We start from the raw sequence: 13917 nt of genomic DNA on the forward strand, positions 1-13917 counted from the left end.
TTTCGTTTACGACCAGCGGCGGAAGATCAACGAGGTGTTGACCCCACCAAAAGCGAAGTTGTTGTTCATCACATACTGGTTGCTCATCTGCCGGAATTCGCCGCGCAGGTAATCGAGCTTGCCGCACTGTGGATCGACCTCATCGAGGTTGAAGGTGTGCACGTACAGGTCGCGGTTCATCATTTCGATGCTGAACCAGGATTCCAGCGCGCCGCAGGCTCCCAGGGTGTGGCCGAGGAAACTCTTCTGCGAGCTGATCGGCATGTGTTCGCCGAACAAACTGTTGGTCGCCAGTGTTTCGGCAATGTCGCCCTGTTCTGTCGCCGTGCCGTGACCGTTTACATAGCCGATGGCGCTCGGTTCGAGCCCGGCGTCTTCCAGGGCCAGTTCCATCGCACGGCGCATGGTGATCAGCTCGGGGCGGGTGGCATGCTGGCCGTCGGCGTTGCTGCCGAAACCGACGATCTCGGCGTGGATGCGGGCGCCACGCGCCAGGGCGTGTTCGAGTTCTTCGAGTACCAGCATGCCGCCGCCCTCACCGATGACCAGGCCATCGCGGCCGCTGTCGTAAGGGCGCGGGCTGGTTTGCGGGGCATCGTTTTTCAGGCTGGTGGCGTAGAGCGCATCGAACACCATGGCCTCGGTCGGGCACAGCTCTTCGGCACCGCCGGCGAGCATCAGCGGCAGGCGGCCGAACTTGATCGACTCGTAGGCGTAACCGATGCCCTGGCTGCCACTGGTGCAGGCGCTGGAGGTCGGGATCAGTCGGCCGGTGAGGCCGAAGAAGATGCTGATATTCGCTGCCGTGGTGTGCGGCATCATCCGCACGTAGGAGTTGGCGTTCAGGCCTTCGGCCACCGAGTTGAGCAACATTTTGCCGAACGCCTTGATCTCGTCGGTGCTGCCGGTGGACGAGCCGCAGGATACGCCCATGCGCCCGTCCTTGATCGACTCGTCACCCAGCAGCCCGGCGTCCTCCAGGGCTTTTTCCGCCGCGCCGACGGCCAATCGCGATACCCGGCCCATGCTGCGCAGTTGCTTGCGCGTCCAGTGGCCGGGCACCTGGAAGTCGTCGATCGGCCCGGCCAGGCGGGTGTTGAGTTCGGTAAAGCGATCCCACTCGTCCATGCGGCGGATGCCGCTGCGGTTGGCGGCGAAGTTGGCGGCGATGGTGTCCCAGTCGCTGCCCAGTGAGGTGATGCCGGCCATGCCGGTGACGACGACGCGCTTCATCAGCACAGGCCTCCGTTGACGGCCAGAACCTGCCGGGTGATGTACGAAGCTTCCGCCGACATCAGGAAATTCACTGCACTGGCCACCTCTTCCGGGGTGCCCATGCGTTGTGCGGGGATCATTTTCATCAGTTCTTCCACCGGCACGTTTTCATCGAGCATCGCCGTGTCGATCAGGCCGGGTGCGACACAGTTAACCGTGATTTTGCGCTTGCCCAGCTCAATCGCCAACGCCTTGGCCGCGCCAATCAGACCGGCCTTGGAGGCGCTGTAATTGACCTGTCCGCGATTGCCGATCAGCCCGGACACCGAAGTAATGCAGACAATCCGCCCGGCGGCGCGACGACGGATCATCGGCATCATCACCGGGTGCAGCACGTTGTAGAAACCGTCGAGGTTGGTGCGCATCACCACATCCCAATCCTCCTCGCTCAGGGCCGGAAAAGCACCGTCGCGGGTCAGGCCAGCGTTGAGCACCACGCCGTAATAGGCGCCATGGGCTTCGACATCGGCTTCAAGAATGGCTTTGCAGCTGGCGCGGTTGCTGACGTCGAATTGCAGGATGCGCGCGTTGCGGCCCAAGGCTTCCACTTCGGCTTTGACGGCTTCGGCGTCCGCCAAGCCGCTGCGGCAGTGCAGCACGATGTCATGCCCGGCCCGGGCCAGACGCAATGCGATGGCGCGGCCAATACCACGGCTGGAGCCGGTGACCAGTACGGATTCAGTCATCACTCGACTCCTTGGGATTCATGTAGATATTGAGCGGCTTGAGGCGGGCGGAACACGTTCAACCGGGCGGTCGCGTGGATGCCGGGGGCGGTGATGTGGCATTCGAATACGCCCATGCCGTTGTCGTCTTCCAGCGAGCGTATCCCGTGGATGGTCAGTTCGGTGCCGGCGGGGAAGTGTTCCACGTTGCATTCGAATTTGCGGCTGCCAAGCAGGAATCCGAGTTCCACCGCATTGCCTTTCTGGCGCGCATGGCAACCGGCATAAGCGGCGACGCTTTGGGCCATCAACTCGATGCCGACCCAGGCCGGCAGGCTGCCGTCGGGGCGATTGAACAGGCCGCCGGGTTTGACGGTGAGTCGGGTATAGATCTGCTCGTCGTCGAACGACAGGATCTGATCGATGAGGATCATGTCGCCGGCATGGGGCAGCAATTCGGCGAGCGGCCAGGTAATCATGGGGCATCTCCGATAATCAGGCTGACGTTATTGCCACCAAAGGCAAAGGAATTACTCATCAGGTAGCGGGGTGCAATGGACGTCAGGTGGTCGGTCGGGGTCACCCAATGCAACGCCGGCAACTCGGGGTCGGGCTGCTCGTCCCAGACATGGGGCGGCAGGGCATGCTCGTGGTTATCCGCGCTCAGGCTCAACCAGCAGAACGCCGCTTCCAGGGCACCAGCGGCGCCGAGGGTATGGCCGGTCATCGGTTTGGTCGACGAGCAGGGCACGCCTTGTGGAAACAGCGCCGTCACAGCCAGGCTTTCCATGGCGTCATTGTGTTGGGTGGCGGTGCCGTGCAGGTTCAGATAGCTGATCTGTTGGGGTTGCAGGCCTGCGCGGCTCAAGGCTTTGTGCATGGCTTGCCGGGCGCCACGGCCGGTGGGTTCCGGCGCGGAAATATGGTGTGCATCGGAGCTGGCACCACTGCCGAGCAAAGCAATCGGTTGGCCGCCGCCGGCGGTTTTGCTCATCAGGAACAGCACCGCGGCTTCGCCGATATTGATGCCGTTGCGGTTCGCCGAAAACGGGTTGCAGCGCTGCTCGGACACCGCTTCCAGGGCCGAGAAACCGTTGAGGGTCAGCTTGCACAAGCTGTCGACACCACCGCACAACACGGCGTCGCACATGCCCAGGTCGAGCAGTCGTTGGGCACTCATCAGCGCGCGGGCGCTGGAGGTGCAGGCGGTGGAAATCACATAGGCCGGGCCGCTCAATTGCAGCCAGTCGGCGAGAAACGTCGCCGGTGCACCAAGCTCTTGCTGCTGATAGTCATAGTCGGCAGGGAAGTGATGCTCACGGATGTAATGGGCCAGGCCGCGGCTGGCCTCGTCGATGCCTGAGGTGCTGGTGCCCAGAATGACGCCGATACGGTCGCGGCCGTAGGTCTGGATCGCCTGCTCGATGTCTTGGCGAATTTGCAGCGCGGCCTCCAGCAGCAATTGATTGTTGCGACTGCTTTGATGCGCCAGTTCAGCCGGAATCGGCGCCAGCTCGCCGCGCACCGCCGCCACTGGCAACGAGCGCTCCGCTACCCAGCCGGCCTCGCTGCGTATGCCCGAGCAATCGCCGGCAAACAGGTTGCGGGCGACTTCCTGCTTGTCGCGGCCGAGGGCGCAGATTACCCCGAGGGCATTCAGGTAAGCGGTCATGGCGTGTTTTCGCCTAATGGGGTGACGCGATAGTGCGGGCCTTGGGACACGTTCAATTCAAAGCTCGGTGGTTGCGAAAGACTTGGTTGTGAATAGCGGATGTTCCAGCGCGCTGACAATGACCGTTGCCCGTCATGCTGCCGGGCGGCGGGATAGTTGCCGTGCAACTCGCCTTCGGGAGTCAATGCAAACAACAGGGCGGCGAACAGCTCCCGGGCTTCCGGATTGGGTGGCAGCAACCCGTCGGCGTGCCATTGGCCATCGATCAGTTTCTGTCGTGCCACGGGAATCCCCAACGGGTCCATCATCGACCAGCGAATGCCCGGGCCTTCACGCTGGATCACCAGGAGCCAGTCCTGACGCTGCTCGGCCATCTGCCGTTCGATGTGTAGTTGCAGTGGCAACGCCAGGTTCGGGGTTCGCTCGGGCAGCGGCGTCTGGCTGGCACAGGCGCTCAGTAGCAGGACACAACCCAGAAGCAGGAAACGGATCATCAGACACTCTCTTCAAGGGGCTTGCGCGCGACCACATTGACCAGGGTTTCTTCCCGTTGGCCAAAGGGTTTTGGCTGGCGCAAGCCGAAGCGTTCGAGCAGGCCGAAATCCTTGGCGCGACTCCACCACAAGTAAGGGTAAGACACGTTCTGCGGGCCGAATTCAAAACCCTGCCGACGAATCATCTCCAGGTAGCCGGCGGCGCTCTTTTGCACGTGCATCGGGTGGCGGAACAGCCAGCGAATCACCCACGTATCAATGTAAGCCTCGGTGGACTCGGCGAACAGCAAATAGCCGCCCGGCTTGAGCACCCGGTAAAACTCGGCCAGGGCCTGATCCTGTTCGACCAGGTGATGGAAGGTCTGGTGACAGAACAGCAGATCGACGCTAGCGTCCGGCACGTTGATGCTGGCGCAGTCACTGCCGATCAGCTCGACATCCATGCCCTGGCGGGCCGCTTCTTCGCCGCTCAGGTTCAGGCTGTGAGGGTCGGCATCCAGCCCGATCAGGTGCTTGGGCGCGAAGGTCTGGCGCAGGTACTGGAACGACTTGCCCTGGCCGCACCCGGCGTCCAGCAAGACCGGATTGCTGGGCAACGGTGTGCTGAACAGGCTGCGCAAGTCATTGATCGCCACTCGCAATACGTGGTGCTGCCAGGTGTGGCTGCGCAGGAACCAGAAGCCGAAACGGGTTTCTTCGACGTAGTTGTCGCTCAAATAACTCATGTCGCTTCCCTGGCGCACAGGTCTGAGATCATCCGCAGTCGACGTTTGGCTTCGCTGACGAACGGGTTGCGTTCATCCCAGGCGTAACCCGCGAGGATCGAGCTGATCATGCGGCGAATATCCTCTGTACCGCCCTGATAGAAAATCACATCCTGAAAAGTCCCTGCGTACCAGCCTTCGACGTAGCAACGGAAGGTGTCGACGCCGCGCTTGAGCGGTTCGGCGAACTCGGTTTGCCAGTCGACGCTTTCACCTTGCAGTTGGCGATGCAGCACGCCGGCGGCCATGCTCGCCGAGCGCATGGCGATGGTCACGCCGGAGGAGAACACCGGGTCGAGAAATTCCGCGGCATTGCCCAACAAGGCGAAGCCAGGGCCATGCAGGGTTTTGACGTTGGCCGAATAACCGCCGATGGTCCGCGCGGGGGTATCCCACACCGCATTGTTCAGCACCCCGGCCAGGCTTGGAGTTTCAGCGATAAAGCCGCGCAGGCAGTCGTCCAGATTCTCGGTGCGGCCTGCGAAGTGTTCGGCGGCTGCCACGACGCCCACCGAGCAGCGACCGTTGCTGAACGGGATGGTCCAGAACCAGATGTCGCGCTGGGTCGGATGGGTGGTGATGAGGATTTTTTTCCGCTCGAAAGCCGGGCTGTCGATACAGTCTTCGACGTGGGTGAACACCGCTTGGCGCACCGGAAAGTTCGATGGTGCCTCAAGGTCCAGCAAGCGCGGCAGCACGCGACCGTAGCCGCTGGCATCGAGCACGAAATCGGCCTCGACGCGGTATTGGCTGCCATCTTCGCGAAGCACATCGAGCTGCGGTTTCGCCAAGCTGAAATCAACGCTGACGATGGCTTCGCCGTAACGGACGTCGACTCCCTGCAGTTCAGCCTGGTCGGCCAGCAGCTTGTCAAAGTCGGCGCGCTGGACCTGGAAGGTCGTCGGCTTGCCGTTGCTGAACGTCTCGCCGAAATCGAAGGTGCTGTACTGATCGCCCCAGGCGAATGCCGCACCGTTCTTCAACTGGAACCCGGCCGCATTGACCGCGTCGAGCATGCCGGCTTCTTCGACGAAATCCAGGCAGTGGGACAGCAGGCTTTCACCGATGGAAAACCGTGGGAAATGCTGGCGTTCGATCATCAGCACATCATGGCCTTTGCGCTTGAGCAGCGCGGCGGCGATGGCGCCCGAGGGGCCGGCACCGATCACCACCACCTGACGACGTTCCATTTCAACTGTTGGCACGGGTGCTCCTTGCCGGGGCGGCGATGTTCAAAGGGATTCGGTGCATGCCGGCGAGTGCCGGCAGCAGGGTTGCGATCAGGCCCATCAACATCAGCGCGAAATACAGCTCGGGGCTGATGAGTCGTTGTTGCAGCAGCAGGTTGAGAAAGACGATCTCACTCAAGCCGCGGATATTCAGTAAAAGGCTTTCCCGCCAGCGGCTGGCACCTTCAAACGAGACGCCGGCCCAGCCGAGACCCAGCCAGTTGCCCAACAGTTTACTGGCGATCGGCAACAACAGAAGCGCGGCCAGTTGCACCCCACCGAGACTGTCGAGGGCGTTGTGCACGTTGATCTGCACGATGCCGAACGTGAGGATCAACGGGATGGCGATCCAGGTCTGCAAACGACTCATCCACGCCGTGGGCAATGGCAGCACCAACGGCACCTTGAGCGCGGCCATGCACAGCAGGTAACCGATGCCGAAAATCAGCGCATTGAGCTTGAAGTGTTCGGCAACCACCAGCAGTGCAAAGAAGCAGCCGCTGTACAGCAACGGTTGGCGTAAGCTGAGCAGTCGCAGCAACAACGGCAGGCAGGCGCCGGCCAGCGGCAGCAACAGGCTGCTCAGGTGCAGGCTGCCTTGGGCGAACGCGAACAGGGTCCAGCAGGTCAGGTCGATCAGGATCGCGGTCTGCACCAGGCGCCGGGTGGCGGCGGGCGGGTAGTTGATGTGTCGCAGGTACAGGTACAACACCGGAATCGCTGTGATGGCGAACAACAGACCGACCGCCAGCGAGCTGATCCACGGCTGTGGCGGCAGTAGCCAGACCGCTGTCGCCAGCCCGCAGGCAAACGGAATGCAGAAACTCGGCAGGGCGATTTTCAGGCTCTGGCGATCCAGTCGCAGGTCGATCACGTCGCTGAGGATGTGCCCCAGCAGCAAGGCAAAGCTCAGGCTGTAGAGGTTCTTCAGCCAACCCGGCGAGATCAGGTCGGCACCGCTCAGTTGCCAACCCGGTTCGATCCAGAAATACATCAGCAGCGGCAGGCCGAAGGTTGCCAGCAACAACTGGCTGACGATCGGAATCAGACCGAAACGTCTACCGACATGGGTGGCCATGGCGAACAACACCAGGGCCATGACCCAGAACGCCGCGACCATCACGCTGCTGGCTCCGCAACCGGGGCGGTGTGGACTTGGCGTCCAGCCCACGGCGCCAGAATGAAGCTGTATGCCAGGCCGAGGCTCACCGACAGGCCGAAGTTGCTCACCGCCGGTGTGCTGGACACCGCCAGCAGGCCAAAGGACAACCATGTGGTTGCGGCTGCCAGCATGGTGCCCAACAGGCTCGCGGCGGCGCCGCCGATCTGCTCGCGCATGAGGATCGCGTAGTCGACGCTGATGGCTGTCACCAGCAGCAGGCCGAACAGGCTGAACAGCGTCAGCGGCTGCCCGAGCCAGCCGAGGCTTGCCAGGCTGCACAGGGCCGCCAATAGTGGCAGGGAGACAATTCGCAGTGCGCCACCGAGACCGAATGGCAGGATCAGCACCAGCACGATCAACACGCAGGAGGCGAGTTTCAATTCCGCGGCGCTGATTTGAGTCGCGGCGAATACCTTGTTCAGGTCGCCGAGGCGGTCGACCAGTTGCACGCCCGGCAAGTCCAGCGCCTGGATCCGCAACAGCGCGGGATTGTTCAAGCCTTGCAGGCTGACCATCGCGGCCACGCCGTCATCGGTGGGCCCCAGCCACAGGGTGCGATAAGGTTCGGCCAATGGACCGGCCAGCGCTGTGTCGATGTCTTCGACGGGCAGTGCCTGCAACTTCGCCAACTCGGCTTGCAAGGCGTCAGCAGGCACGCCAAGGTCGAGCAACGGTTGCCAGAGCTGCGGCAGCTTGCCCAGTGCATCACGCACTTTGCGCTGTTCGCTCGGCGGGCTGACCAACTGGTTGAGCGACAGGTAGCCCTGGAGTTTTTCCAGATTGACTAACTGATCCAGGCGCTCACTCAGTGCCGTCTGGCGTTCGAGCAACTCCTGCTGATTGGCCGCGCGCACCAGGAAGAATTGGCTGGTGGGTTGATAGCCAGTGATGCGTGCGATGGCCTGGGCTTCGTCGGTCAACTGCTGTGGTGTGCCAACCCATTGGCGAACGTCGTTTTTGGTCTGCAGTTGCAACAGACCGCCGACACAGAAGGCGATCAACAGCGCCAGCAGCACTGGCGTGCGAACGTATTTGAGCAGCGACTCGCGCAGCGCCAGCAAAGACTCGGCAATGCGCATCGGCCATTGCGCCGGACGCAGTTGCGCGCCCTTGAGCAGCGCCGGCAGCAGGCACACCGCCGACAGATAAGCGCCCAGCAGGCCGGCGGCGGAGAACACGGCAATCTGGGTCAGGGCCGGGAACGGCGTCCAGGCCAGGGCCAGGTAGCCGATGCAACTGGTGATCAGGCTCAGCGTCAGCCCCGGCAGGGTCAGGCGCAACGCCGGCCAGCTGTGCCAGGGTTTCAGGCTCCAGCTTTTCGACAGGTAATGCAGTGGGTAATCCACTGCTACGCCGATCAGGCTTGAGCCCAGCACCAGCGTCATCACATGCATCTGACCGAACAGCGCCACGCAGGCCACCGCGCCGAACAGCATGCCCACCAGCACCGGGACGAACGCCAGCACCACCCGCCAACGCCGGAAGGCCAGCAACAGCAGCAACAGAATCCCCATCGTGGCGCCGCCGCCGACCCAGGTGATCTCGCGCGCGGCTTGCCGTTGACCGCTGGCGGCATACAGCAGGCCGCTGGCGGCGAGCAGTTGCACATCCGCCTGGGCGGCTTCTTCGCGACTGTGCTGGAGCAGGTCGGCCACTTGCAGCGGCAGGTTCATGTCGAATGCGTTGCCGACGGTTCGCGCCCGCAGCATCACCCAGCTCTTGCCGTCGGCATCGGCGACCAGCACGCCGCTGCCGATGTCCAACTGCACCGAGCCGCGCTGTGGCTGGCTGTTCTGGATGCGCCCGGTCAGGCCGAGCCAGTCATCCTGGCTCGGCACCAGGCTGAACCCGGTGAAGGGGTCGAACAGGGCTTGCACCCGTTGCTGGATAAAGGCGTCGGGATGCTCGATGAGTTGCTGGCGGTCGGCCGCGGACAGCATCGCCAGCCGGCCTTGCAGCAATTGTGTGCGCAGCGCTGGCAAGTCGGCTTGCAGGTTCCACTGGACCTTTTCGAACACGCCGCTGGCCTGCCACTGCTCACCGAGTTTTTGCGCCATGGCGATGGCTTGCTGACGGTCTTTATGGCCGACCAGCACCAGCATTTCCCGGTTCAGCGGTTCTTGCATGCGTTGTTCGGCGCGCAGCTCCAGCGCGTCCGGCGCGGTGCCTGGCACCAGTTCCATCAGGTTGGCCGATAGCGGAGTGCCGTCGCGCCACTGCCAACCGGCAAGTGCGAGCACCGCCAGCAGCAGGACCAGGAACAGCCGCGGCAGCATCCGTTCACTCGGCAAAGTCATGTTGCTCCGCATCGCTCAAAGGTTGGGCGCTGGTGCTGTCCTGCATGCGCAACAGGGTTCGGTCACCCTGGGTTTCGAGCAGCTCGATGTTGTGCACCAGTTCGCCGCCGTCAATGTTGATCTGATTGAACACCTGCTTGAGCAGCATCGAACGCGGGGTCAGGGTCAGTTTCCAGTTCTGCGCATCGCCGCTCAACGACAGCTCGAAATCCCGTTGCAGGCCACTGCTGTCGCCTTGCAGCACGGCGAGGAACAAACGGTTCTGTTCGGCACCGGCACTCTTGTTCGGCAGCATTTGCCAGCCGCTGGCATCCCGCCGGGCAATGCCCTTGTCGCTGATGCGGTAGTCCTGTTGCAGCGGTGTTTTCAGCAGCCAGAGCAAGCCGTGATTCTTCGCCAGAACGAAGGTGCCCTTGCTGGTCAGCGGCTGGGGCAGGGCGCGCAGGTGTTTTTCCTGGATGAAGTTGCCGTGGATCACATCGGGTTTGGCCAGTTGATCGCTCAGTTGCTGCAGATCGAAGGCCTGGGCCAACGAAGAAAAGCCCAGCATCAATATCAAGCTCACACCAATCCCGTAGCAGCTGCCGAGCCTGCGAGGCTGCGTCCGGCGGCGAAGCCGTCGTAGAGCCTCAACTCGCGGTGCTTCAGACATATCCGGTGGCGACTGCTGCGCAGTCGAACGCAGGCTTCGCCAGCTGCTACAAAGGAATCGCAAATTCATGGCAGCACCCTTTCAACCGCGTCGGTAAACACCTTGGGCGAAGCCAACTGCATTTCGCGGCTGCTCATGTCGACGGCAACCTGCACTGAAACAGCGCGGGTCAGACGTTCGCCGGTTGCGAGATCACTGATCAGGTAATTGATCTTCAGTCGGTTCTCCCATTCCACCAGGCTGGCGCGCACATTCAGCTTCTGGCCGAACACGGCGCCGCGTACATAGCGCAACTGCAAGTCGATCACAGGCCAGGCGTAACCCGACGCAACCATGGCGTCGTAGTTGTGGCCGATCCTGTCCAGCAACGCACAGCGGGCGACTTCCAGGTATTTGACGTAATGGCCGTGCCAGACCACGTTCATGGTGTCGACGTCAAAGAACGGGACGAGGATTTCCGTATCGGTGTGAAGCACTCCCTTGCTACGCATGCAGCCTCCAGTGTTGCTCGGCGATGCGTTGCAGGCACAGGCGCAATTCGCCTTCCAGGGCACGGTCTTCGATGACCGGCGGGAAGTCTTTGGCCAATTCTTCGTGCATCGCGGCCAGGGCCGGTGGCAGTGGGCGCGCGTCTTCAGCCTGGCCGCGCAGCCACACGCCTTGATTGGCGGCCAGCAGCGTGGCGGCGGCAACCTGTTCGGTCAGCTCCAGCACGCGGATGGCGTCGCGGGCGGCGATGGTGCCCATGCTGACTTTGTCCTGGTTGTGGCACTCGGTGGAGCGCGAGAAGACGCTGGCCGGCATGGTGTTTTTCAGGGCTTCGGCGGTCCAGGCGCTGGTGCCGATCTGCACGGCCTTGAAGCCGTGATTGAGCATCGCACGGTCGGCGGTGGCGCCGGACAGGTTGCTTGGCAAGCCATGGTTGTAGCGTTCGTCCACCAGCAGCGCGAGTTGACGGTCGAGCAAGTCGGCGACGTTGGCCACCAGGTTTTTCAGGCTGTCCATGGCGAACGCAATGTGGCCGCCGTAGAAGTGCCCGCCGTGCAGTACGCGTTCGGCTTCGGCGTCGATGATCGGGTTGTCGTTGGCGCTGTTGAGTTCGATCTCGATGAACGAGCGCAGCCAGTTCAGACTGTCGGCCAGTACACCGAGCACGTGTGGCGCGCAACGCAGGGAGTAACGGTCTTGCAGGCGATGCAGCGGCGCGGTCGGCGCGTCGATTGCCAGATCCTTGCGCAACCACGCGGCAACTTGCATCTGCCCGGGATGGGGTTTGGCGGCGAACAGGCGCTCGTCGAAGTGCTCCGGGTTGCCCTGCAAAGCGACCACGTTCAGCGCAGTGATGCGCGTGGCCAGTTGCAGCAGGTAGTCGGCACGGGCGTAAGCCAGGCACGCAAGGCCGGTCATCACGGCGGTGCCGTTCATCAGCGCCAAGGCTTCCTTGGGGCGCAATACCAGCGGTTGCCAACCCAGTTCCTTGTGCACATCAGCCGCTTGCCGGCGTTCGCCGCGGAACATTACTTCGCGCTCGCCGGACAAGGTCGCGGCGACGTAGGACAGCGGCGTCAGATCACCGCTGGCGCCCACGGAACCTTCTTCCGGAATCAGCGGCAGGATGTCGTGTTCAAGGAACGCTTGCAGGCGCTCCAGCAACTCCACGCGCACCCCGGACACGCCCTGGCACAGCGACTGCAAACGCGCCGCCAGCACCGCACGGGTGGCCTGGGCGTCGAGCAGTTTGCCCAGGCCGCAGCCGTGGAATGTGTACAGATGACGAGGCAGGGCTTCGACGTGGTGCAGCGGCACCGCCACCACACAGGAATCGCCATAACCGGTGGTCACGCCATAGATCACGCCTTCCTTGTCCAGCAGGGAGTCAAGGAACTGCGGACCCTTGGCAATGCGCTGGCGAAACTCGGGGTTGCCCTGCAACTGCGTCGGCACCTGACGGTTGGCCAGGGCCAGCACGTCTTCGATGCACAAAGGGAGTTCGCCGAAGGTTACCGGCTCAAGCGTTGGCGTCGTCATCGGTCTTCCAGAAAGGGTAAAAGTTGAACCATTGTTGGGGCGCTTCGAGGCAATAGTGACCCAGCCGTTCGGCGTAGCGCGAAGCCCACTGATGAATGACCTGTTCGCGCTCGCTGCGTTTCCACACCACCGCCTCGGTGAACGGTTCGAGGGTCAGTCGATAGTCGCCCGTGGGTTTCTTCAGGCACAGCAGCAGATTGACCGGGCATTTCAGCAAACCGGCCAGCAGCCACGGGCCTTGCGGGAACGCTGCCTGGTGACCGAGGAAATCCACCGTCACGCTGCGCCCGCCATGCAGCGGCACACGGTCGCCGGCAATTGCCAGCCACTCGCCGCGCTCCAGGCGCTCATGCAGTTGCAACATGATCACCGGGTCGAGCTCGCTGACCTGGATCAGCCGCAGATTGGTTGCCCCGGCTTCGCCCAGCAGGCGGTTGAACTGCTCGGCGTGCTTGGTGTGCACCAGCACGTTCATGGTGACTTTCTCGCCGATCTCGGCCAGTGCCCGGCAAACCTCGAGATTGCCCAGGTGCGTGCCCACCAGCATCTGCCCGCGTGTGCCGCGCAGTTTATTGCGCAGCAGCGCCGGGTCGATGATTTCGATCTGCTCGATGCTCAGCTTGCCGTTCCACACGTCGAGTTTGTCGAGCATGGAATCGGCGAAGGCCATGAACTGGCCGAACACCCGCCAATGAGTCGGACGCAATTCGCTGCGCCCGCTCCAGTCGGCGAGCCGCTGCTGGTATTGCCAGGCGCTTTGGCGGGCGCTGCGTCCGAACAGGAAAAAGTACAGCACGATGCCGTAGAGCAGCGGGCTCAGCAGCCTTCGGCCCAGGACTTTTGCGCAGAATGCGGTGAACTTCATCAGCCAGAAACTGCCGCGTTCCTGGCGATCGGCCCAGTGCTGTTTGTCTACCTTGTCGGTCATGTTCGCCACCGTCGCCAGAGGATCACTGGCGCGCGCAGCAACATGCCGAAGAACAGCCGGGTATGCATACTCGTAATCAGTACGTTGTCGTAGAACAGACGGAAATGTGAAACGCCATCCAGCGGGTAATGGACCCTGGTTTTCAGCCATTGCATCGGCAGATTGCGCCAGGCCAGGCGCACCAGAATGTCGGAGTCGAAGTCCATGCGCTTGCCGATCCTGGCCGAGTCGATCAGTGCCAGGGTTGGCGGTAATGGATAGACACGGAAGCCGCACATCGAGTCGCGAATCTGCAGCGACAGGGTGTTGATCCAGACCATGACGTGAGTCAGGTAGCGCGCGTACAACCGACCTTTCGGCACGCTGGCGTCGTATTGCGGATAGCCACAGATCACCGCCTCGGGATGGTTGCGTGAGTATTCGATGAAGACTTTGACGTCTTGCAGGTCGTGCTGGCCGTCGGCGTCCACCTGCAAGGCATGGCTGAAGCCCAGGCGCGAAGCCTCCCGCAGACCGGTCATCACCGCGCCACCCTTGCCTTGATTGACGGTGAGCCGGATCAGATAAACCCTGTCGCGCTGCGCCAGTTGGTCGAGTACCTTGGCGCAGACGGCGCTGCTGGCATCGTCCACCAGAATGCAGGGCAGGTCACAGGCAAGCAGCGCATCGACCACGGCAGTGATGGCGGTTTCGTGGTTGTAGACCGGGATTACGGCGCAGGGGTTATGCATCTGAAACCTCCACAGAACCC

The 13917-nt window shown here is 62.5% G+C and carries 14 protein-coding genes; all 14 read right to left on the reverse strand.

Features of this window, described 5'->3' with window-relative positions:
- Positions 1-6: 6 nt before the first annotated feature.
- The 14 genes from PSH69_RS01995 to PSH69_RS02060 all read right to left on the reverse strand — a co-directional run bounded on the left by PSH69_RS01995 (position 7) and on the right by PSH69_RS02060 (position 13897).
- The gene (locus PSH69_RS01995; protein WP_305410881.1) at positions 7-1233 is read right to left on the reverse strand and encodes a beta-ketoacyl-ACP synthase; all 1227 of its coding nucleotides are present in this window, start codon (positions 1231-1233) and stop codon (positions 7-9) included.
- Positions 1233-1961 carry a 3-oxoacyl-ACP reductase FabG gene (gene fabG / locus PSH69_RS02000; protein ID WP_019581870.1) on the reverse strand — a complete coding sequence of 243 codons (729 nt, stop codon included), beginning with the start codon at positions 1959-1961 and terminating at the stop codon, positions 1233-1235. The genes PSH69_RS01995 and fabG overlap by 1 nt, the downstream gene beginning before the upstream one ends.
- Positions 1961-2419 carry a hotdog family protein gene (locus PSH69_RS02005; RefSeq protein WP_018928602.1) on the reverse strand — a complete coding sequence of 153 codons (459 nt, stop codon included), beginning with the start codon at positions 2417-2419 and terminating at the stop codon, positions 1961-1963. Before PSH69_RS02005 ends, fabG begins: the two co-directional genes overlap by 1 nt.
- Positions 2416-3612 (reverse strand): beta-ketoacyl-[acyl-carrier-protein] synthase family protein, encoded by a 1197-nt coding sequence (locus PSH69_RS02010; protein ID WP_305410882.1) that lies wholly within the window; start codon positions 3610-3612, stop codon positions 2416-2418. Before PSH69_RS02010 ends, PSH69_RS02005 begins: the two co-directional genes overlap by 4 nt.
- Positions 3609-4106, reverse strand: a complete 498-nt coding sequence (locus PSH69_RS02015; protein ID WP_305410883.1) for a hypothetical protein — start codon at positions 4104-4106, stop codon at positions 3609-3611. Before PSH69_RS02015 ends, PSH69_RS02010 begins: the two co-directional genes overlap by 4 nt.
- Entirely contained in the window at positions 4106-4831 is a 726-nt protein-coding gene (locus PSH69_RS02020) for a class I SAM-dependent methyltransferase (protein ID WP_305410884.1), read from the reverse strand. The genes PSH69_RS02015 and PSH69_RS02020 overlap by 1 nt, the downstream gene beginning before the upstream one ends.
- Positions 4828-6075 (reverse strand): NAD(P)/FAD-dependent oxidoreductase, encoded by a 1248-nt coding sequence (locus PSH69_RS02025; RefSeq protein WP_305410885.1) that lies wholly within the window; start codon positions 6073-6075, stop codon positions 4828-4830. The genes PSH69_RS02020 and PSH69_RS02025 overlap by 4 nt, the downstream gene beginning before the upstream one ends.
- On the reverse strand, positions 6062-7219 hold the full coding sequence (locus tag PSH69_RS02030; RefSeq protein WP_305412773.1) for a sodium:proton antiporter: 1158 nt from the start codon (positions 7217-7219) through the stop codon (positions 6062-6064). The genes PSH69_RS02025 and PSH69_RS02030 overlap by 14 nt, the downstream gene beginning before the upstream one ends.
- Positions 7219-9558: an MMPL family transporter gene (locus PSH69_RS02035; protein ID WP_305410886.1), complete on the reverse strand. Its 2340-nt coding sequence runs from the start codon at positions 9556-9558 to the stop codon at positions 7219-7221. The genes PSH69_RS02030 and PSH69_RS02035 overlap by 1 nt, the downstream gene beginning before the upstream one ends.
- Positions 9542-10108, reverse strand: coding sequence for an outer membrane lipoprotein carrier protein LolA (locus PSH69_RS02040; RefSeq protein WP_064615943.1), 567 nt, complete (start codon positions 10106-10108; stop codon positions 9542-9544). The genes PSH69_RS02035 and PSH69_RS02040 overlap by 17 nt, the downstream gene beginning before the upstream one ends.
- 167 nt (positions 10109-10275) lie before the next feature.
- Complete coding sequence (locus PSH69_RS02045) at positions 10276-10701, reverse strand: thioesterase family protein (RefSeq protein ID WP_018928594.1); 426 nt, start codon at positions 10699-10701, stop codon at positions 10276-10278.
- Positions 10694-12238 (reverse strand): histidine ammonia-lyase, encoded by a 1545-nt coding sequence (gene hutH / locus PSH69_RS02050; RefSeq protein ID WP_018928593.1) that lies wholly within the window; start codon positions 12236-12238, stop codon positions 10694-10696. The genes PSH69_RS02045 and hutH overlap by 8 nt, the downstream gene beginning before the upstream one ends.
- On the reverse strand, positions 12219-13166 hold the full coding sequence (locus PSH69_RS02055) for a glycosyl transferase (RefSeq protein ID WP_305410887.1): 948 nt from the start codon (positions 13164-13166) through the stop codon (positions 12219-12221). Before PSH69_RS02055 ends, hutH begins: the two co-directional genes overlap by 20 nt.
- Complete coding sequence (locus tag PSH69_RS02060) at positions 13163-13897, reverse strand: glycosyltransferase family 2 protein (RefSeq protein ID WP_305410888.1); 735 nt, start codon at positions 13895-13897, stop codon at positions 13163-13165. Before PSH69_RS02060 ends, PSH69_RS02055 begins: the two co-directional genes overlap by 4 nt.
- Positions 13898-13917 lie beyond the last annotated feature (20 nt).

It is taken from the genome of Pseudomonas sp. FP1740, from assembly GCF_030687165.1.
Lineage (GTDB): Bacteria > Pseudomonadota > Gammaproteobacteria > Pseudomonadales > Pseudomonadaceae > Aquipseudomonas.

Excerpts from the sequence above, each read along its gene's own strand:
- PSH69_RS01995 (WP_305410881.1), bottom strand. The coding sequence starts at position 1,233 with ATGAAGCGCGTCGTCGTCACCGGCATGGCCGGCATCACCTCACTGGGC.
- fabG (WP_019581870.1), bottom strand. The coding sequence starts at position 1,961 with ATGACTGAATCCGTACTGGTCACCGGCTCCAGCCGTGGTATTGGCCGC.
- PSH69_RS02005 (WP_018928602.1), bottom strand. The coding sequence starts at position 2,419 with ATGATTACCTGGCCGCTCGCCGAATTGCTGCCCCATGCCGGCGACATG.
- PSH69_RS02010 (WP_305410882.1), bottom strand. The coding sequence starts at position 3,612 with ATGACCGCTTACCTGAATGCCCTCGGGGTAATCTGCGCCCTCGGCCGC.
- PSH69_RS02015 (WP_305410883.1), bottom strand. The coding sequence starts at position 4,106 with ATGATCCGTTTCCTGCTTCTGGGTTGTGTCCTGCTACTGAGCGCCTGT.
- PSH69_RS02020 (WP_305410884.1), bottom strand. The coding sequence starts at position 4,831 with ATGAGTTATTTGAGCGACAACTACGTCGAAGAAACCCGTTTCGGCTTC.
- PSH69_RS02030 (WP_305412773.1), bottom strand. The coding sequence starts at position 7,219 with ATGGTCGCGGCGTTCTGGGTCATGGCCCTGGTGTTGTTCGCCATGGCC.
- PSH69_RS02035 (WP_305410886.1), bottom strand. The coding sequence starts at position 9,558 with ATGACTTTGCCGAGTGAACGGATGCTGCCGCGGCTGTTCCTGGTCCTG.
- PSH69_RS02040 (WP_064615943.1), bottom strand. The coding sequence starts at position 10,108 with ATGCTGGGCTTTTCTTCGTTGGCCCAGGCCTTCGATCTGCAGCAACTG.
- PSH69_RS02045 (WP_018928594.1), bottom strand. The coding sequence starts at position 10,701 with ATGCGTAGCAAGGGAGTGCTTCACACCGATACGGAAATCCTCGTCCCG.
- hutH (WP_018928593.1), bottom strand. The coding sequence starts at position 12,238 with ATGACGACGCCAACGCTTGAGCCGGTAACCTTCGGCGAACTCCCTTTG.
- PSH69_RS02055 (WP_305410887.1), bottom strand. The coding sequence starts at position 13,166 with ATGACCGACAAGGTAGACAAACAGCACTGGGCCGATCGCCAGGAACGC.
- PSH69_RS02060 (WP_305410888.1), bottom strand. The coding sequence starts at position 13,897 with ATGCATAACCCCTGCGCCGTAATCCCGGTCTACAACCACGAAACCGCC.